Below are 18,506 nucleotides of genomic sequence, written 5' to 3'. Positions count from 1 at the left end.
GCCTGTATAAACCGGATCGCCGCATGACCGACAGTTTCGTCACCCAGTGTCCGCATTGCCAAACCAGCTTCCGCGTCAGCCACGCCCAGTTGAGCGTGGCCCGGGGCGTGGTGCGCTGCGGCTCGTGCCTGCAGGTGTTCAACGCCGCACGGCAGTTGCTTGAGCAACGCGCTGGCAAGGACGCTGTCGTCGCACCTCCCGCACCGGCTGCCCCTGCTGAACCGCTGACCCCGCCGCCACCGCGCGCCATCAGCCAGAAGCAGTGGAGCGCCACCGAGCTCGACCTGGACAGCCTCGACCTGGACGAGGAACTGGCCAAGCTCGAACAGCGGGAAATCCAGCCGACCAAGGCCTTCGGCCAGGAGCGCGCCTCCAGGGAAGACGCCCTCAGCGCCCGCCGCGACCAGCCGGATGCCGAAGAGGAACACTGGCCCGACAGCCTGTTCAGCCAGCCACCAGGCACCAGCGGCGACCTGGACGAAAAACCTGAGCAGCCAGCCGTCGATGCCAGCCGCTCCGGGCGTACCGAACCGTCGCTGTCCTTCAACCTGGACGATCTGGAAGACGAACCCAAGGCGCCCTCCCTGCTCCTGGACGACGACCTGGAACCCATGCCAGCGCACGGTTCCCTGAAGGCCGACGAGCCCGATGAAATCGAGCCACCAGCCAGCCCGGCGCCACGCAACAAACGTGGCCGCGCCGAGCCCGAGGCGCCGGACGCCGTGTTGCTGGACCTGGAAGACGACCCGATCCAGCTGGACTGGCAAAAGCGCCGCTCGCCCTGGGGCCGCCGCCTGCTCTGGAGCCTGTTGATCCTGCTGGCCGCCGCCGGCCTGGCGGGCCAGTACATCGCCTATCACTTCGACGAACTGGCGCGCCAGGACCAGTACCGACCCTGGTTCCAGCAACTGTGCCCGGAACTGGGCTGCACGGTGCCCTCGAAGGTCGATATCGGCCGCATCAAAAGCAGCAACCTGGTGGTGCGCAGCCACCCGGACTTCAGCGGCGCCCTGGTGGTGGATGCGATCATCTACAACCGCGCGCCGTTCTCCCAGCCCTTCCCGCTGCTGGAACTGCGTTTCGCCGACCTCAACGGCCATCTGATCGCCAGTCGTCGCTTCAAGCCCGGCGAATACGTCAAGGGTGAGCTCGAAGGGGTGTCGGAGATGCCGCCGCAGACACCGATCCATATCGCGCTGGACATCCTCGATCCGGGCCCCAAGGCCGTCAACTACAGCCTGAGCTTCCACTCACCTGAGTAAGGCGCGCCATCCGAGCAAAGACCGCTCTGGATTGACGGCGGTTTTCTGACTGCTGTCCAGCGGACCAAACCGTTGGCAATAACAGAATAACTGTTCAGATTTTATCCAATTCAGCCTTTATCCAGTCATCGAGAGCGGGTATCATGCCAACCCTTTTTCGAACTCTCATGATCCGGCCCCACAACAGGGAAGTCCTATGTCGGCGGTACGCATCGGCCCATATACATTGCACAACGGCTTGATTCTCGCCCCCATGGCGGGCGTCACCGACCAGCCCTTTCGTCAGCTTTGCAAGCGGCTGGGTGCAGGCCTTGTAGTCTCGGAAATGGTCACCAGCGACATGAGTTTGTGGAACAGTCGCAAATCGCGTCTGCGCATGATCCACGAGGGCGATCCCGAGCCGCGCTCGGTACAGATCGCCGGTGGCGATGCACAGATGCTGGCGGATGCCGCCCGCGCCAACGTCGAGTTGGGCGCACAGATTATTGATATCAACATGGGTTGCCCGGCGAAGAAGGTCTGCAACAAGGCCGCCGGCTCCGCGTTACTGAAAGATGAAGATCTGGTGAACGAGATCCTGCAGGCCGTGGTGGCCGCAGTCGATGTGCCGGTCACCCTGAAGATCCGTACCGGCTGGGACCGGGCGAACAAGAACGGCCTGACGGTGGCGAAGATCGCCGAACAGGCAGGCATCACGGCATTGGCGGTCCATGGCCGGACCCGGGCCGACCTGTACACGGGCGTTGCCGAGTACGACACCATCGCTGCGATCAAGCAGGCGGTGTCGATCCCGGTCTTCGCCAACGGCGATATCGACTCGCCCGAGAAGGCCCGCTACGTCCTCGACGCTACCGGTGCCGACGGGCTGTTGATTGGCCGGGCCGCTCAGGGGCGGCCATGGATTTTTCGTGAGATCGAACATTTTCTGCGTACCGGTCAAACCCTGCCGGCACCTGAGCTGTTCGAGGTGGAACGTATTCTGCTTGAGCATCTGGCCGCGCTGCATGCCTTCTATGGCGATGTCATGGGCGTACGCATTGCTCGCAAGCATGTGGGCTGGTATCTCGCAACTCTGCCGGGTGCCAGGGAGTTTCGCGCCCACTTCAATCGTTTGGAAGATACGGAAGCACAGTGCGCCAACGTTCGTGAGTTCTTTGCCGAGCGTTACAAGAGCCTGGTGACAGGGGACGGAGAAGGGGTGGCCGCATGACGATGATGACCGAGACTTTAGTGAGTGGAACAGCACCCGTGAGCGACAACGTGAATTTGAAACAGCACCTCAATACGCCGAGCGAAGAAGGCCAGACCCTTCGCGGGAGTGTCGAGAAGGCGCTGCACAATTATTTCGCCCACCTTGAGGGCGCGGCCGTCACGGACGTGTACAACCTGGTGCTCTCCGAAGTCGAGGCTCCTTTGCTCGAAAGCGTGATGAACTACGTCAAGGGCAACCAGACCAAGGCCAGCGAGCTGCTCGGTCTGAACCGCGGCACCCTGCGCAAGAAACTCAAGCAGTACGATTTGCTGTAAGCATTCAATCAAACCAGAAAGGCGCCCGCGTAAAACCGGTCGCCTTTTTTGCTGACTCCTTTGCTTTTGATGGAAATTGAGATGACCGACCAGACTACCCGCCTGCCGATCCGCCGCGCCTTGATCAGTGTTTCCGACAAGACCGGGATCCTCGAATTCGCCAAGGAGCTGGAAGCCCTGGGCGTGGAGATCCTCTCCACCGGCGGGACCTTCAAACTGCTGCAGGACAACGGCGTGGCCGCAGTGGAAGTCGCGGATTACACCGGTTTCGCGGAAATGATGGACGGCCGGGTAAAGACCCTGCACCCGAAAATCCACGGCGGTATCCTCGGTCGTCGCGGTATCGACGACGCCATCATGAACGAGCACGGCATCAAGCCGATCGACCTGGTAGCGGTCAACCTCTACCCGTTCGAAGCCACCATCTCCAAGCCGGGCTGCGACCTGCCGACCGCCATCGAGAACATCGACATCGGCGGCCCGACCATGGTCCGCTCGGCGGCCAAGAACCACAAAGACGTGGCCATCGTGGTCAACGCCAGCGATTACGGCCAGGTGCTGGAAAGCCTCAAGGCCGGCGGCCTGACCTACGCCCAGCGTTTCGACCTGATGCTCAAGGCCTTCGAACACACCGCGGCCTATGACGGCATGATCGCCAACTACATGGGCACCGTGAACCAGGCGGCCGAAACCCTGACCACCGAAGGCCGCAGCGAATTCCCGCGCACCTTCAACAGCCAGTTCATCAAGGCCCAGGAAATGCGCTACGGCGAGAACCCGCACCAGAGCGCGGCGTTCTACGTGGAAGCCAAGCCTGCCGAAGTCGGCATCGCCACCGCCACCCAGCTGCAAGGCAAGGAACTGTCGTACAACAACGTGGCCGACACCGACGCCGCGCTGGAATGCGTAAAGAGCTTCGTCAAGCCAGCCTGCGTGATCGTCAAGCACGCCAACCCGTGCGGCGTGGCCGTGAGCCCGGACGCCGAAGGCGGTATCCGCCAGGCCTACGAACTGGCCTACGCCACCGACACCGAATCGGCCTTCGGCGGCATCATCGCCTTCAACCGCGAACTGGACGCCGAGACCGCCAAGGCCATCGTCGAGCGTCAGTTCGTTGAAGTAATCATTGCCCCTTCGGTCAGCGACGAAGCCCGTGCCATCGTTGCCGCGAAAGCCAACGTGCGCCTGCTGGCCTGCGGCCAATGGTCGGCGGACCGCGTTCCGGCCTGGGACTACAAGCGCGTCAACGGTGGCCTGCTGGTGCAGAGCCGCGATATCGGCATGATCGGCGCCGACGACCTGAAAGTGGTGACCCAGCGCGCGCCGACCGAACAGGAAATCCACGACCTGATCTTCGCCTGGAAAGTGGCCAAGTTCGTCAAATCCAATGCCATCGTCTACGCCAAGAACCGTCAGACCATCGGCGTCGGCGCCGGCCAGATGAGCCGCGTGAACTCCGCCCGTATCGCCGCGATCAAGGCTGAACACGCCGGCCTTCAAGTGCAGGGCGCGGTCATGGCGTCCGATGCGTTCTTCCCGTTCCGCGACGGCATCGACAACGCGGCCAAGGTCGGCATCACCGCGGTGATCCAGCCAGGCGGCTCGATGCGCGACAACGAAGTGATCGCCGCCGCCGACGAAGCCGGAATCGCGATGGTCTTTACCGGTATGCGCCACTTCCGCCACTAAGTATCAATGGGGCGCCACCCTCTCCTGTAGCCGCTGCCGAAGGCTGCGATAAGACCCGAAGGGTCTTCAGCGATCTGAGATCCTGCAACCGCTTCGCGGTTGATCGCAGCCTGGCGGCAGCGGCTACAACGTCAGGCTTGTGCGCTTCACCGAATTTGCGTCATCCGAGGTTTTTGAAATGAATGTACTGATCATTGGTAGCGGCGGTCGTGAACACGCCCTGGCCTGGAAAGTCGCTCAAGACCCACGGGTCGAGAAAGTCTTCGTTGCCCCGGGCAACGCCGGCACCGCCATCGAAGCCAAGTGCGAGAACGTGGCCATCGACGTATTGGCCCTCGAGCAGCTGGCCGACTTTGCCGAGAAGAACGTGTCCCTGACCATCGTCGGTCCGGAAGTACCGCTGGTGGCTGGCGTGGTCGACCTGTTCCGCTCCCGTGGCCTGGACTGCTTCGGTCCGACCGCTGGCGCGGCCCAGCTGGAAGGTTCGAAAGCCTTCACCAAGGATTTCCTGGCTCGCCACAAGATCCCGACCGCCGACTACCAGAACTTCACCGAGATCGAGCCGGCCCTGGCTTATCTGCGGGAAAAGGGCGCGCCGATCGTGATCAAGGCCGACGGCCTGGCCGCCGGTAAAGGCGTGATCGTCGCCATGACCCTGAGCGAGGCCGAAGACGCCGTGCGCGACATGCTGGCCGGCAATGCCTTCGGCGACGCCGGTTCGCGCGTGGTGATCGAAGAGTTCCTCGACGGCGAGGAAGCCAGCTTCATCGTCATGGTCGATGGCAAGAACGTGCTGCCCATGGCCACCAGCCAGGACCACAAACGCGTCGGCGACGGCGACAGCGGCCCGAACACCGGCGGCATGGGTGCCTACTCCCCTGCCCCGGTGGTCACCGCCGACGTGCACCAGCGTGTGATGGACCAGGTGATCTGGCCGACCGTGCGCGGCATGGCCGACGAAGGCAACGTCTACACCGGTTTCCTGTACGCCGGCCTGATGATCGACAAGGCCGGCAACCCGAAGGTCATCGAGTTCAACTGCCGCTTCGGCGATCCGGAAACCCAACCGGTGATGCTGCGCCTGCAATCGAGCCTGGTGCTGCTGGTCGAGGCCGCCCTGGCCCAGGCGCTGGACAAGGTCGAAGCGCAATGGGATCCACGTCCGAGCCTGGGCATCGTCCTGGCCGCCGGCGGCTATCCTGGTGACTACGCCAAAGGCGCGGTGATCGAAGGCCTGGACGCGGCCGCCAAACTGGAAGGCAAAGTCTTCCACGCCGGCACCGCGCTCAAGGACGGTCAGGTGGTAACCTCCGGCGGCCGCGTGCTCTGCGCCACCGCCCTGGGCGACAGCGTAAGTGCCGCGCAGCAGCAGGCTTACCAACTGGCAGCTAAGATCGATTGGCAAGGCTGCTTCTACCGCAAAGACATCGGTTACCGGGCCATTGCCCGCGAGCGTGGCGAAAGTCAGGAGTAATCCTGTCTTCCTGTCCGGCAGGGGCCCCAGGCCCTTGCCGGACGGCTCCAGCGCCGCGCATAGTTATAATCTGGCATCAACCTACGAAGGGATTTCGCCGTGCGCTGGCTCAGGACTGCCATAAGTTTCACCGTCACTCTGCTGACCCTGCTCTGCTTGATCCCGGCCCAGGCCGCACAAGGCAGTAACTGGGCCGTTTTGCTCGATGAACAGGCCAACCTGCAACTGAGCGATATCCGCTCCCCGCGCTACACCAATCAATTCAGCCCGATCGAACTGGAACGCATCACCGCCGCCGAACCCGGAGGCGCGTTATGGCTGCGTTTCAAACTGCAACCGGGCAAGCACGAACAACTGCTGCGGATCTTCGCGCCCGACCTGTCACGCCTGGACATGTATGTACTGGACGGCGACAACCTGGTCGAGCAACTGACCTCCGGCACCCAGCAGCCCCAGGCCGAACGGCCTTTGCCCAGCAGCGACTTCATGCTGCCGCTGCCGCAGAACCAGAAGACCCTCGATGTCTATCTGCGCCTGGTCTCCGACCATCAGCTGCGCCCTTACATCACCCTGCAACCGGCGGTCATGACCGCGGCCAATCAAGGCCAGAGCGTGCTGTACGGCCTGCTGTTCGGCTGCATGGGCATGCTGATGCTGCACAACCTGGTGCGCTACGCCTACACCCGTTCGCGCAGCAGCCTGTGGCTGGCGTCCTGCGAAGCCCTGGTGATGCTCAGCCTGGCGCTGATGCTCAACCTGTTCGGCCCCTGGCTGCCGGACTGGCACGCGATACAGACCCCTGGCGCCTACCTGGCGCTGTTGCTGACCACCCCTTGCGGGCTGATGTTCGTCTATCGCTTTTTTGCCCCGCTGGGCCCGCACCCGCTGAACAAGCTGCTGCTGGTCGACATGCTGATGGTCGGCCTGTGCAGCCTGTTGCTACTGTTCGTCGATTCGCTCCCGCTGAACCTCATCACCTACGGCCTGGTGGCCCTGGTCGGCCTGAGCATGCTGTTCATCGCCGGTTATCACTGGCACAAAGGCTACCGCCCGGCGCGCTACTTCGTGGCCGGCATGGGCATCTTCAACATCGGCGCGCTGATCGTGCTGCCGGCGCTGCTGGGGCTGACCATGGTCGCGCCCCAGGGCCTGATCGTCACCCTGCTGGTGATCATGTGCCTGAGCGGGTGGGCGATGAGCATCGCCCTGGGCGAGCGCCAGCGCAGCATCACCGAGAACGAGTTCAGCGTCAGCCGTGACCTCGCCGCCAGCAACGCCGAGGTCAATGCCAAGGCCGAGTTCCTGGCCAAGATCAGCCACGAGATCCGCACACCGATGAACGGCGTGCTGGGCATGACCGAGCTGCTGCTGGGCACGCCACTGTCGGTCAAGCAACGCGACTACGTGCAGACCATCCACAGCGCCGGCAACGAGCTGCTGACCCTGATCAACGAGATCCTCGACATCTCCAAGCTCGAGTCCGGGCAGATCGAGCTGGACGACGTGCAGTTCGACCTCAATGCACTGATCGAGGACTGCCTGAGTATTTTCCGCGCCAAGGCCGAGCAGCAGAATGTCGAGCTGATCAGCTTCATCCAGCCGCAGGTGCCGCGCGTGATCAGCGGTGATCCGACGCGCTTGCGCCAGGCCATGCTCAGCCTGTTGGAAAACGCCCTGAAGAAGACCGACGAAGGCGAGGTCCTGGTGGTGGTCGCGCTGGACGAGCGCACCAGCAAACCGCGCCTGCGCATCGCCGTGCAGGACAGCGGCCAGCCGATGGAAGCCGAAGAGCGCGATGCCCTGCTGCATTCGGAACTGCACAGCAAGAACTTCCTCGCCAGCACCCGCCTGGGCGGCAATCTCGGCCTGGTCATCGCCCGCCAGCTGATCCTGCTGATGCATGGCGAGTTCGGGGTCAAGACCAGCGCCAACCAGGGCAGCACCCTGTGGCTGACCCTGCCGCTGGACCCTGAGCGCCTGGAGCACCCGACGTCCGACCTGGATGGCCCGCTGCAAGGCGCCCGAGTGCTGGTGGTGGACGACAACGACACCTGCCGCAAGGTCCTGGTGCAGCAATGCAGCGCCTGGGGCCTGAACGTCAGCGCCGTGCCTTCGGGCAAGGAAGCCCTGGCCCTGCTGCGCACCAAGGCGCACCTGCGCGACTACTTCGATGTGGTGCTGCTCGACCAGAACATGCCCGGCATGACCGGCATGCAACTGGCGGCCAAGATCAAGGAAGACCCGAGCCTGAACCACGACATCCTGCTGATCATGCTCACCGGCATCAGCAACGCGCCGAGCAAGGTCATCGCGCGCAACGCCGGGGTCAAGCGCATCCTCGCCAAACCGGTGGCCGGCTATACCCTCAAGACCACCCTGGCCGACGAGCTGACCCAGCGCAACAAGGGCCAACTGGTCCCCCATCAGCCCCATTCGCTGAGCGGGGTTCCGGTGCCGGTCAAGGTGCCGAGCGACTTCCGCATCCTGGTGGCCGAGGACAACAGCATCTCCACCAAGGTGATTCGCGGCATGCTCGGCAAGCTCAATCTGCAGCCCGATACCGCGAGCAACGGCGAAGAAGCCCTGCAAGCGATGAAGGCCCAGCGCTACGACCTGGTGCTGATGGACTGCGAAATGCCGATCCTCGACGGTTTCTCCGCCACCCAGCAGCTGCGGGCCTGGGAAGTCGGCAACCAGCGCGTGCGCACGCCAGTGGTGGCGCTGACCGCGCACATCCTCACCGAGCACAAGGAGCGCGCGCGGCAGGCCGGCATGGACGGGCACATGGCCAAGCCGGTGGAGCTGTCGCAACTGCGCGAACTGATCGAACACTGGGTGGCGCAGCGCGATCAGCAGAACCGCACCACGGCGCAACCGTCCTGAGCCGACAGTCCGGCAAACGCCTGTTAAACTCCGCTCGCCCTCCCTCGCTGTGAGTTTGCGCCATGCTCCATGTGCTGTTCAGCGTGTACCTGAAGATGCTGGTGCTCTACAGCCCCTTCTTCGTCCTGTCCTGCTTCATCAGCCTGACTCGTGGCTACTCCAGCAAGGAGCGTCGGCGCCTGGCGTGGAACGTCGCCCTGGCGACCCTGGCCTCCAGCGTGCTGCTGTATCTGTTCGGACGAGTGATCTTCAATGTGTTCGGCATCACCGTGGACGCCTTCCGCATCGGCGCCGGTAGCGTGCTGTTCATCTCGGCGCTGGGCATGGCCCAGGGCAAGTCGGCGATCCAGACCGACAACGTGCAGCAGGACGTGACCATAGTGCCCTTGACCATCCCCCTGACTGTCGGCCCTGGCACCATCGGCGCCCTGCTGGTGATGGGCGTCAGCCAGCCGCACTGGGACGACAAACTCACCGCAATCCTCAGCATCGCCCTGGCCAGCTTCACGGTTGGCGTGGTGCTCTACCTGTCCAACCGCATCGAACGCATCCTGGGCGAGCAAGGCTTGCAGATCGTCAGCCGACTGATGGGCCTGTTCGTCTGCGCCCTGGCGGCGCAGATCATCTTTACCGGGGTCAAGGGGTATCTGGGGTAGAGGCAGCTGCAAGCTACAAGCGGCAAGAACAAGCAGGCTCACTGGGGACAGTGAGCCTGGGCTTTTTTCGGGGTGGGATTTTTTACGCCTGCAGTTGCCACTGCAAGGCATCCAGCGCGTCGCAGCCGTCTTGCAGCAACAGGTGGGCGGCGTTGACGAAGTGAATCAGATCCTGATCGCCCACACCTTTGACACTCAGGCAATTGAGGCTATGCATCAAATCCCGCGAAGCCTTGATGCGCTGTACCGCGCCGCCATGCAGATCGGCTGCGGGCGCGTTGCGGTCGAGGTGGAAAATTGGGGTGGGGGTGAGATTGCTTTGTAGGGGGATGAAGTCCGTCACGGGTATATCTCCATAGATTGCTGAAGAACAACCACCCTGAGCGGCTAAACAAAAGGGTGGCAGCTGTACGAGGGTTAGCCGACCGGGTGCAGTCTATGAAAAACCCGGCACACCCAAAGGTGTCCCGCGCACAGCTGCCATAGAAGGTGCCATGCAGCAAAAAGCGCCAGCATGTTAATGGATGGCGCTTAAGCATTCATAGAGATGCTTTCCGACCGGCTAAGATCGGCCGCCGATGCGTCGGCGACCGGGCAACTATGGCTTCGCAAAAAACCAGCGACAACCCTCAATGTGTTGCCATTCTTTCCCTCTGACGGCCCCACGCTTCCTGTAGCCGCTGCCGGGCCCGCGAGGCTGCGATAGGACCGAAGGTCCTCCAGCGGTCTCAAGACCCTGCGTCCGCTTCGCGGCCGATCGCAGCCTCGCAAGCTCGGCAGCGGCTACAAGGTTTAGCGCCGACCGGTAGGTCGCGCCCGGCTTTTGATCTTGATCTACCCGCCCCATCGGGAGGCCGAGCGGAGGCGTTCATCAGGGGGATGGCGCGCAGCGCCCCTCGACGCAGTCGAGGACATCGTATGGAGGTCGAAGCGAAGCCGACCGGAGTCGATGCCCCCCTGATGGACGCCGGAGCGAGGGAACCTGAGCGCAGCGAAGGCCGTACGCCAGGGGCGAGACCTTTTGGTTACTTTTGGCTGGGCCGGCATTCCGGGCGTTTGCCAAAAGTGACCCGCCGTAAGGGCGGAACCCTAAGTGGCCGTTACCGCAGAAACGGATATGTACACCGCCCAACACCCCCAGCGAGGCCACCACCGAAATCGCAGGCAAGCCTCGCCCCTACAGCGGTTCGAAGTTGCCTAAGGTTTCTGCCCGTACCACCTCGGCGTATACACCCACTCCCCACCTCCAGCCTTGGGAAACACACAGGTCGTGGATGACCCCACCAACACCATGGTGCGCATATCCACCTGCTCCGGAGTCAGGGCACCCAGGGTGGTAACGCGCAAAGTCTGCCCCGGACGCCCGATATCCCGCCCCAGCACCACCGGCGTATCCGCGGTGCGGTGCTGGCGCACGATCTCCAGCGCGCGCCCCAGTTGCCAAGGACGCGAACGCGAGATGGGGTTATAGAACGCCAGCGCCAGGTCGGCCTGGGACGCCAGGTCCAGGCGCTTCTCGATGATTGCCCAGGGCTTGAGGTTGTCCGACAGCGACAGCACGCAGAAGTCGTGGCCCAGGGGCGCGCCAGCCTGTGCGGCGGTAGCCAGGGAAGCGGAAACCCCGGGAAGGATTTCCAGCTCGACCTGATGCCAGCCCGGCTCGCTGGATTCATGCAGCGCTTCCAGCACCGCCGCGGCCATGGCGAAGACACCCGGGTCGCCGGAGGACACCACCACCACCGAACGGCCTTGGGCCGCGAGCTCGAAGGCGTGGCGGGCACGCTGCATTTCTTCGCGGTTGTCGGTGCAGTGCAGGATCTGGTCGGCGCGGAACGGGCCGGCCATGCGCACATAGGTTTCGTAGCCGAGGATATCGTTGGCCCGCGCCAGTTCGGCTTTCACCGCCGGCACCATCAGTTCGGCGGCGCCTGGGCCCAGGCCGATCACCGCCAGGCGGCCACGGGGGCGGCCGATCTGCTGCGGGTCCAGCGGCTGGCTGGCCACGGCAATAGCGATGTCTTCACCCACGCTGAGCGGGGGCAACAGTTGTGGCACGGCCTGTTGCGCCAGCTCAGCGACGCTGCCCGCCGCCGGGGCGAAACGCAGGGGCACGCCCAGCTCGGCGGCGGCTTCGCGCAAGGCCGGGCTGGCCATGTCGCCGTCAGCAGCCAGCAGGCAGGCAACGGATTGCACGGCAATCCTCTTCTGATGCAAGGCCTCGCGCAGCGCATCGGCACCCGCGATCTTGCCGTTGCAGGCGATCAGCACACTGCGCGGGTAGATCAACAGTTCGTTGGCGGCAGGCTCGCGCTCGGCCGAACCGACGCGGATGGTCAGCCGGGCGTGCCGGTCTTCCGGCAACCGGGCCTCGGCCAGCCAGGGCGCGGCACCTTCGATACGCACGCTTTCACCGCCCAGCAGATCGGAGACGAAACGCTTGCCCAGTTCCAGATCACCCAGGGCATAACCGCTGGGCGAGTTGAGCAGGCAGGTGCCGAAGCGCAGCTCGCCGCTGGTGGTGATGGCCGCCGCCACGCCCAGGCCGGCGGCAATTTCTCGGGCCATGACGTTCACCCCGCCCAGGCCACCGAGCAACGGCACCACGGCGCTGCCGTCTTCGGCCACCGCCAGCACCGGCGGCTCCGCGCCCTTCTCCAGCAGCAGCGGCGCCAGGGTGCGGATGACGATGCCCGCGGCGCACAGGGCGATGATCGGCGTGTCCTGTTGATACAGCTGACGCAGGGTCGCGCCAAACTCCTGGTACGGGCGGTCGGCGCCCTCGACCCGTTCGGCCAGGCCGTGGATCAGCGCGTCCGGGTACAGCTGCTGAAGTTTGCGTGCAGTCGCCAGGCTGCCTTGGCCAAGGATGACGATGGCCGGTGCGGGACGGGCCATCAACCTTGCCACCTTTCACCGGGCACGATGATCAACGAGAAATACGGCGAGGACATCGGCTGCACTTCATCCAGCGGCACGATCTTCTGGTTGGCCATGGTCGCGCGCTCGACGTACAGCGCGCGCTCGGCCAGGCCCAGCTCTTCGAGCACCTGGCGCACCTTGGGGAAGTTGCGCCCCAGCTTCATCACCACCGCCGCGTCGGCATCGGCCAGGCGGCGCTTGAGTTCGTCATGGGGCAACACGCCAGAGAGCACCGACAGGCTCTGGTTGCGATACACCAGCGGCGCGCCCAGCACCGAGGCGCCACCGAGCATCGAGCACACCCCCGGCACCACTTCGGCGGGGTAACGCTCGGCCAGGCGGTCGTGCAGGTACATGTAGGAGCCGTAGAAGAACGGGTCGCCTTCACAGATCACCGCCACATCGCGGCCGGCGTCCAGATGCCTGGCCAAGTCTTCGGCGGCGCTGTCGTAGAAGTCGCTGATCACTTGCTCGTAGGACAGCGGCGCCGGCAGCACTTCGGTGGTCACCGGGTAGACCAGCGGCACCAGGGTCTGCGCGCCTTGCAAATGCGCTTCGATGATGCCGAAGGCATTGCCCTTTTTACCCTTGGCGACGAAGTACGCCACCACCGGCGATTCGCGCAGCAGGCGCAGGGCCTTGACGGTAATCAGTTCCGGATCACCGGGGCCGACGCCCAGGCCGATCAAACGTCCAGGTTGCTGCATCATTCGATCTCCGTGGCCAGGGCGTTGACGGCGGCGGCGGCCATGGCGCTGCCGCCCAGGCGACCTTGCATGATCACGAAAGGCACGCCGCGGCTGTCGGCAGCGAGCATCGCCTTGGACTCGGCCGCGCCGACGAAGCCTACCGGGAAGCCGAGGATCAGCGCCGGCTTCGGCGCACCGGCGTCGAGCATTTCCAGCAGGTAGAACAGCGCGGTCGGGGCATTGCCGATCACCACTACGCTGCCTTCCAGGTACGGCCGCCACAGTTCCAAGGCCACCGCCGAGCGGGTGTTGCCCAGCTCGCGGGCCAGCTCCGGCACGCTTTCGTCGCGCAGGGTGCAGATCACCTGATTGTTCGCCGGCAGACGGGCGCGGGTGATGCCTTCGGCCACCATGCGCGCATCGCAGAGAATCGGCGCGCCAGCGGCCAGGGCAGCGCGCCCGGCCTTACCCGCGCCTTCGGAGAACTGCAGGCCGTCGATGGCATCGACCATGCCGCAGGCATGGATCACCCGCACCGCGAGCTTTTCCAGGTCCGCGGGGATGCGATCGAGCCTGGCCTCCTCGCGAATGATCGCGAAGGAGTTGCGATAGATCTCCTGACCGTCGCGGATGTAATCAATCATGGGTGTTGCTCCGTGGGCGGGCATCGAGCAATGCGCCGGCCGCTTCAAGGGAAAGGTTGCATGCGTGCAGCGTGCCGAAACCCGGCTGCGCGGCATCGCGAAAATAGAGGTCGTAACGACCGGGGGCGACGGCCAGCAAGGTAGCCGGTGCCACATGGGCGGCGGCGCAGGAACGCAAGCAGCCGGACAGGTGCACGTCCAGCTGATGGCCGTGGCGCTGGAGCAAGGCGGCCAGCTTCAGCGCGTCGCCCTTGGTGTCGGCCAGGGCCTTGCCGCAGCCGCTGGAACCGGTGCAGGCAACCATATGGGCCAGGGCCTGCTGCGGCGAACAGAGAAACCCCAGCTGTTGCAGGCAGCGCGTGACTTCAGGCGCGTCTTCGGCCCGCAGGTTCGGTAGCAGCAGGCTCTGCCAGGGGGTGAACCTCAGGCTGCCATCGCCCCATTGCTCGGCCAACTGCGCCGCGCCGCGCAACATCGACGGGGCCAGCCGCCCCAGGGGCGTGACGGCACCGACATAGACCTGGCCCGGTTGCCGCTGTGGATAAGTGCCGATATGCAGCGGCTCGGAAGGGGCCACGCGCTGCCAATCGCCCACCCTGATCACCGGCCCCGGCAAGCGCGCGGACACCTGCGCCAGCAGCGCGTCCGCCGAGTGCTCCGCCAACAGCTGGCGCATGCGGGTCTGTTCGGGGCGGGCCAGGTCGAGGAACAGCTCCAGCACCGCCACCACCAGAGCCAGCCCATCCTCCAGCGCCACGCTGGCCAGGGGACGGTCCCCTGGGCAGCCGGCCAGGCCGAAGGCCAGCCAGGGCTCGCCCGCGCCTTCGAACGCCGAAAGCCACAGGTCATGGGGATGTTCCAGCATGGCCAGGGCTTCGCCACCGTCGAGTTGCACGGCGAACTTGGGCGACAACTCATGAAAGCGCGGATGGCTTTGCACAGTGGCGAGAATCTGCCCGGCCAGGGGACGGGTGTCGAGGATCATCGTGCGGTCGATCCCGGCCGTGGGGCTGAGCATCAGGTTGCGCACGTCATCGCCGGCCGCGCTGGTCGGCCCCAGGCCGGCGGCCAGCAGATCGGCGATCAGCGCCTGATGTTCGGCGCCGATTCCGCGAATCTGCAGGTTGGCGCGGTTAGTCGCCTCGATCACCCCGCCGGCATACCGCTCGGCCGCAGCGGCCACCGCGCGGGCCTGGGCGGCGCTGATCGCCCCGCCGGCCAGCTTGATCCGGCAGATACCGCCGTCCAGTGCCGGGACGATACGCAGCAACCCCGGACAGGCCGAGGGGCGTAAGGCGGTGGACATCGGGCGTTCGTTCAAGGGGGTGACCGGCTGTGTGGGAAAGGCGCTTCGCGGGCGAAGGCGCGGTATTATGCCTGCTTTGTCCGAAGGCATGAAAAGCCTGCCTGTCGGAAGAACAGGTTTTACCCTCGAGGAATAGCGATGTCGCCCTGGCTGACAGTAGTGGGAATCGGTGAAGACGGCTTCAAGGGCCTGGGCAAGAACGCCCGGCGGGCCCTGATGGGCGCTTCGCGGATCGTCGGCGGCCAGCGGCAACTGGACCTGTTGCCGGTGTGCATCCGCGGCGAGCGGCAACTGTGGCCGAGCCCTTTCTCACTGGAGCCGGTGCTGGCCAAGCGCGGCGAGCCGGTGTGCGTGCTGGCCAGCGGCGACCCGATGCTGTTCGGCGTCGGCGCCAGCCTGGCGCGGCAGGTGGCCCGGGAGGAAATGCACGTCCTGCCCGCGCCTTCCTCTTATTCACTGGCGGCCGCGCGCCTGGGCTGGCCGCTGCAAGAGGTGGTGACGCTCTCGGTGGTCGCCCGCCCCGTGGCCGCCCTCAGCGCCCAGCTGTTCAGCGGCGTGCGCCTGCTGGTCCTGAGCAATGACGGCCTCAGCCCCTCGGCCATCGCCGCGCTGCTGCGCGAACGCGGCTTCGGCCCAAGCCGGCTCAGCGTGCTCGAGCACCTGGGCGGCGAGGCCGAGCGACGGACCGAAGGCACCGCCAACGACTGGAGCGACCCGGCCATCGCCGACCTCAACCTGGTGGCCATCGAATGCCTGGCCGAGCCCGATACGCCGCGCCTGTCGCGCCTGGCCGGCTTGCCCGACTCGGCCTTCCAGCATGACGGCCAGCTGACCAAGCGCGACGTCCGCGCCATTACCCTGGCCCGCCTGGCGCCTGTTCCTGGCGAACTGTTGTGGGATGTCGGCGCCGGCAGCGGCTCGATCGGCATCGAGTGGATGCGCGCACACCCCAGCTGCCGGGCCCTGGCCATCGAAGCCGACCCAGGCCGCCAGCAACTGATCGAACACAACCGCGACGCCCTCGGCGTGCCCGGCCTGCAACTGGTTCGCGGCAGCGCGCCCCAGGCGCTGGATGGCCTGGAAGCCCCGGACGCGATCTTCATCGGCGGCGGCGTGACCCGCCCCGGCGTGCTCGACGCCTGCTGGGCCCGGCTCAAGCCCGGTGGCCGGCTGGTGGCCAACGCCGTGACCCTGCAAAGCGAAACGACCCTGATGGCCTGGCGCGAACGGCATGGCGGCGAGCTGACCCGCATCCATGTTGCCCAGGCCCTGCCCCTGGGGGACTTCGACACCTGGCGCCAGGCCCTGCCCATTACCTTGCTCGACCTCGTCAAACCGCTATGAGCACCCTGCCCTCCCCTGTAGGAGCGAGCTTGCTCGCGATCCAGACCACACGGTCCGTCTGGCGAACGCTATCGCGAGCAAGCTCGCTCCTACACAAGGCCGCGCGGCATGCGTGAAGAAACGGCGGAACAACCCGCCCCGCTGCGCAGCGGCCTGACCACCGGCAGCTGCGCCACCGCCACCAGCCTGGCGGCGGCGCGCCTGTTGCTCGGCGGCGCCAGCAGCGACGCCGTGGAGATCGTCCTGCCCAAGGGCAAGCAGGTGCAGATGCGCCTGGAGTTCTGCCGCCTCACCGACACCGGCGCCGAAGCCGGCACGATCAAGGATGCCGGCGACGACCCCGACGTGACCCACGGCGCCCTGCTCTATTCCCAGGTGCGCCTGAGCCCGGACAGCGGCATTCGTTTCATCGCCGGCCAAGGCGTGGGCACCGTGACCCGGCCGGGGCTGGTGCTGGGTGTGGGCGAACCGGCGATCAATCCAGTACCGCGCCGGATGATCAGCGAGCACCTGACGACGCTGGCCCGGGAACGCGGCTACCAGGGCGGCTTCGAGGTCACGGTCAACGTCGAGGATGGCGAAGCCCTGGCGCTGAAAACCATGAACCCGCGCCTGGGCATTCTCGGCGGCCTGTCGATCCTCGGCACCAGCGGCATCGTGCGGCCGTTTTCCTGTGCGGCCTATATCGCCTCGATCCACCAGGGCATCGATGTCGCCAAGACCAACGGCTACCTGCACATCGCCGCCTGTACCGGCAATGCCAGCGAAGACACCATGCGCCGCGTCTACGACCTGCCGGAAATCGCCCTGATCGAAATGGGCGACTTTGTCGGCGCCGTGCTCAAGCACCTGCGCAAAGTGCCGGTGGACAAACTCAGCCTGTGCGGCGGTTTCGGCAAGATCAGCAAGCTCGCGGCCGGGCACATGGACCTGCACAGCCGCCACTCCAGCATCGACCTGCCGCAACTGGCCGAATGGGCCGCGGCGGTCGGCGCCGACTCGGTGCTGCAAAGCGCCATCCGTGGCGCCAACACCAGCCAGCAAGCGCTGGCCATGGCCAGCGCCGCCGGCATCGCCCTGGGCGACGCGGTGTGCCTGCACGCCCTGGACTTTGCGCGCAGCGTGGTGCCGCCACAGGTCCAGGTCGAAGTCTTCGCCATCGATCGCCAGGGCGGCATCGTCGGCCATGCCGGCGCTTTTCGATGAAGCGCGTACTGCTGCTGGGCGGCGTGACCGAAGCCCTGGCCATCGCCCGGACCCTGGGGCCGGAGCACATCTATAGCCTGGCGGGCATCGGGCGCGTGCCCACTGACCTGGACTGCCAGGTGCGGGTCGGCGGCTACGGCGGCGCCGAGGGCCTGGCCCGGTTCATCCGCGAGCAAGGCATCGAGCTGCTGCTGGACGCCACTCATCCCTACGCCGCCAGGATCAGCCAGAACGCCGCCACAGCCGCGCAGCTGTGTGACATCCCCTGCTGGGCCCTGCGCCGACCGGCCTGGCAAGCGCAGGCCGGTGACGACTGGCGCGAAGTCCGCGACTGGGCCGAGCTGGTCCAGGCACTCGAACCCTTCAAGCGCCCGCTGTTCACCCTGGGCCGCGAGCCCTTGCAGCATCTGCATGAGATCCCCGCCGGACAGTTCTGGACCCTGCGCGCCCTCGACCAATACCCCGGCAATGACCGGTGCGAAGTGATAGGCGCACGCGGCCCCTTCCTGATCGACAGCGAACGCGAGCTGTTCGAACGCCGCCGTATCGACGTGCTGATCAGCAAGAACAGCGGCAGCAGCGCCACCGAACCCAAGCTGGAAGTGGCGCGCGAGCGTGGGGTGCCGGTGCTGATCCTGCAACGGCCGTCGTTGCCAGCCGTCGATCGGGAATTCCATGACCTGGACGAATTGCTCCAGGCCCTGCGCTGACCGCCTGGCCGCGCAAAACCCGGCCGATACATCGAGTTACCAAGTCCCCCGCTGAACGGTAGGACGCAGCCCTGGCCGCCGCGCCACGGGACCTTCGCGTATTGAAGACAGAGGAAACACTTGCGGCGTTGGCCACGGACAGGCTTTGCGGCACGATCAAAGGCCTACCCATATAGTAACTTATTTGTTACCTTTAA

At 65.4% G+C, this 18,506-nt stretch carries 15 protein-coding genes; 10 read left to right on the top strand and 5 right to left on the bottom strand.

What is annotated here, in order from left to right; translation table 11 throughout:
• The first annotated feature begins 23 nt into the window (after window positions 1-23).
• From BMY68_RS27370 to BMY68_RS27340, 7 genes are all read left to right on the top strand, one after another.
• On the top strand, window positions 24-1,262 hold the full coding sequence (locus tag BMY68_RS27370) for a DUF3426 domain-containing protein (RefSeq protein ID WP_085533694.1): 1,239 nt from the start codon (window positions 24-26) through the stop codon (window positions 1,260-1,262).
• Window positions 1,263-1,458: 196 nt separating this feature from the next.
• Window positions 1,459-2,472, top strand: a complete 1,014-nt coding sequence (dusB, locus tag BMY68_RS27365) for a tRNA dihydrouridine synthase DusB (protein ID WP_007921649.1) — start codon at window positions 1,459-1,461, stop codon at window positions 2,470-2,472.
• Window positions 2,469-2,789 carry a DNA-binding transcriptional regulator Fis gene (fis, locus tag BMY68_RS27360; RefSeq protein WP_007921650.1) on the top strand — a complete coding sequence of 107 codons (321 nt, stop codon included), beginning with the start codon at window positions 2,469-2,471 and terminating at the stop codon, window positions 2,787-2,789. Before dusB ends, fis begins: the two co-directional genes overlap by 4 nt.
• Before the next feature lie 81 nt (window positions 2,790-2,870).
• Window positions 2,871-4,478: a bifunctional phosphoribosylaminoimidazolecarboxamide formyltransferase/IMP cyclohydrolase gene (gene purH, locus BMY68_RS27355; protein ID WP_085533691.1), complete on the top strand. Its 1,608-nt coding sequence runs from the start codon at window positions 2,871-2,873 to the stop codon at window positions 4,476-4,478.
• Between the two features lie 178 nt (window positions 4,479-4,656).
• Window positions 4,657-5,952 (top strand): phosphoribosylamine--glycine ligase, encoded by a 1,296-nt coding sequence (purD, locus tag BMY68_RS27350; RefSeq protein ID WP_085533690.1) that lies wholly within the window; start codon window positions 4,657-4,659, stop codon window positions 5,950-5,952.
• A 99-nt stretch (window positions 5,953-6,051) separates the two neighbouring features.
• The gene (locus BMY68_RS27345) at window positions 6,052-8,835 is read left to right on the top strand and encodes a hybrid sensor histidine kinase/response regulator (protein ID WP_085533689.1); all 2,784 of its coding nucleotides are present in this window, start codon (window positions 6,052-6,054) and stop codon (window positions 8,833-8,835) included.
• Window positions 8,836-8,897: 62 nt separating this feature from the next.
• The gene (locus BMY68_RS27340) at window positions 8,898-9,491 is read left to right on the top strand and encodes a MarC family protein (RefSeq protein ID WP_007923493.1); all 594 of its coding nucleotides are present in this window, start codon (window positions 8,898-8,900) and stop codon (window positions 9,489-9,491) included.
• Window positions 9,492-9,573: 82 nt separating this feature from the next.
• Here the strand turns inward: BMY68_RS27340 and BMY68_RS27335 are convergent, their stop codons facing one another.
• From BMY68_RS27335 to cobG, 5 genes are all read right to left on the bottom strand, one after another.
• On the bottom strand, window positions 9,574-9,834 hold the full coding sequence (locus BMY68_RS27335) for a hypothetical protein (RefSeq protein WP_009041974.1): 261 nt from the start codon (window positions 9,832-9,834) through the stop codon (window positions 9,574-9,576).
• Between the two features lie 854 nt (window positions 9,835-10,688).
• Complete coding sequence (cobJ, locus tag BMY68_RS27330) at window positions 10,689-12,386, bottom strand: precorrin-3B C(17)-methyltransferase (protein WP_085533688.1); 1,698 nt, start codon at window positions 12,384-12,386, stop codon at window positions 10,689-10,691.
• Window positions 12,386-13,117, bottom strand: a complete 732-nt coding sequence (locus BMY68_RS27325; RefSeq protein ID WP_085533687.1) for a precorrin-2 C(20)-methyltransferase — start codon at window positions 13,115-13,117, stop codon at window positions 12,386-12,388. The genes cobJ and BMY68_RS27325 overlap by 1 nt, the downstream gene beginning before the upstream one ends.
• Complete coding sequence (locus BMY68_RS27320) at window positions 13,117-13,743, bottom strand: precorrin-8X methylmutase (protein WP_085533686.1); 627 nt, start codon at window positions 13,741-13,743, stop codon at window positions 13,117-13,119. The genes BMY68_RS27325 and BMY68_RS27320 overlap by 1 nt, the downstream gene beginning before the upstream one ends.
• Window positions 13,736-15,049 (bottom strand): precorrin-3B synthase, encoded by a 1,314-nt coding sequence (gene cobG, locus BMY68_RS27315; RefSeq protein ID WP_345788663.1) that lies wholly within the window; start codon window positions 15,047-15,049, stop codon window positions 13,736-13,738. Before cobG ends, BMY68_RS27320 begins: the two co-directional genes overlap by 8 nt.
• Before the next feature lie 138 nt (window positions 15,050-15,187).
• Between cobG and cbiE the strand changes: the two genes are divergently transcribed.
• The 3 genes from cbiE (at window position 15,188) to BMY68_RS27300 (ending at window position 18,309) form a co-directional block, all read left to right on the top strand.
• Window positions 15,188-16,393 (top strand): precorrin-6y C5,15-methyltransferase (decarboxylating) subunit CbiE, encoded by a 1,206-nt coding sequence (cbiE, locus tag BMY68_RS27310; protein WP_085533684.1) that lies wholly within the window; start codon window positions 15,188-15,190, stop codon window positions 16,391-16,393.
• Window positions 16,394-16,501: 108 nt separating this feature from the next.
• Window positions 16,502-17,599 carry a cobalt-precorrin-5B (C(1))-methyltransferase gene (locus tag BMY68_RS27305; protein ID WP_085533682.1) on the top strand — a complete coding sequence of 366 codons (1,098 nt, stop codon included), beginning with the start codon at window positions 16,502-16,504 and terminating at the stop codon, window positions 17,597-17,599.
• Complete coding sequence (locus tag BMY68_RS27300) at window positions 17,596-18,309, top strand: cobalt-precorrin-6A reductase (RefSeq protein ID WP_085533681.1); 714 nt, start codon at window positions 17,596-17,598, stop codon at window positions 18,307-18,309. The genes BMY68_RS27305 and BMY68_RS27300 overlap by 4 nt, the downstream gene beginning before the upstream one ends.
• The last annotated feature ends 197 nt before the right edge of the window (window positions 18,310-18,506 follow it).

The sequence above is a fragment of the Pseudomonas sp. NFACC41-3 genome, from assembly GCF_900109505.1.
Lineage (GTDB): Bacteria > Pseudomonadota > Gammaproteobacteria > Pseudomonadales > Pseudomonadaceae > Aquipseudomonas > Aquipseudomonas chlororaphis.
This window is presented reverse-complemented; position numbering and strand designations above follow the sequence as displayed.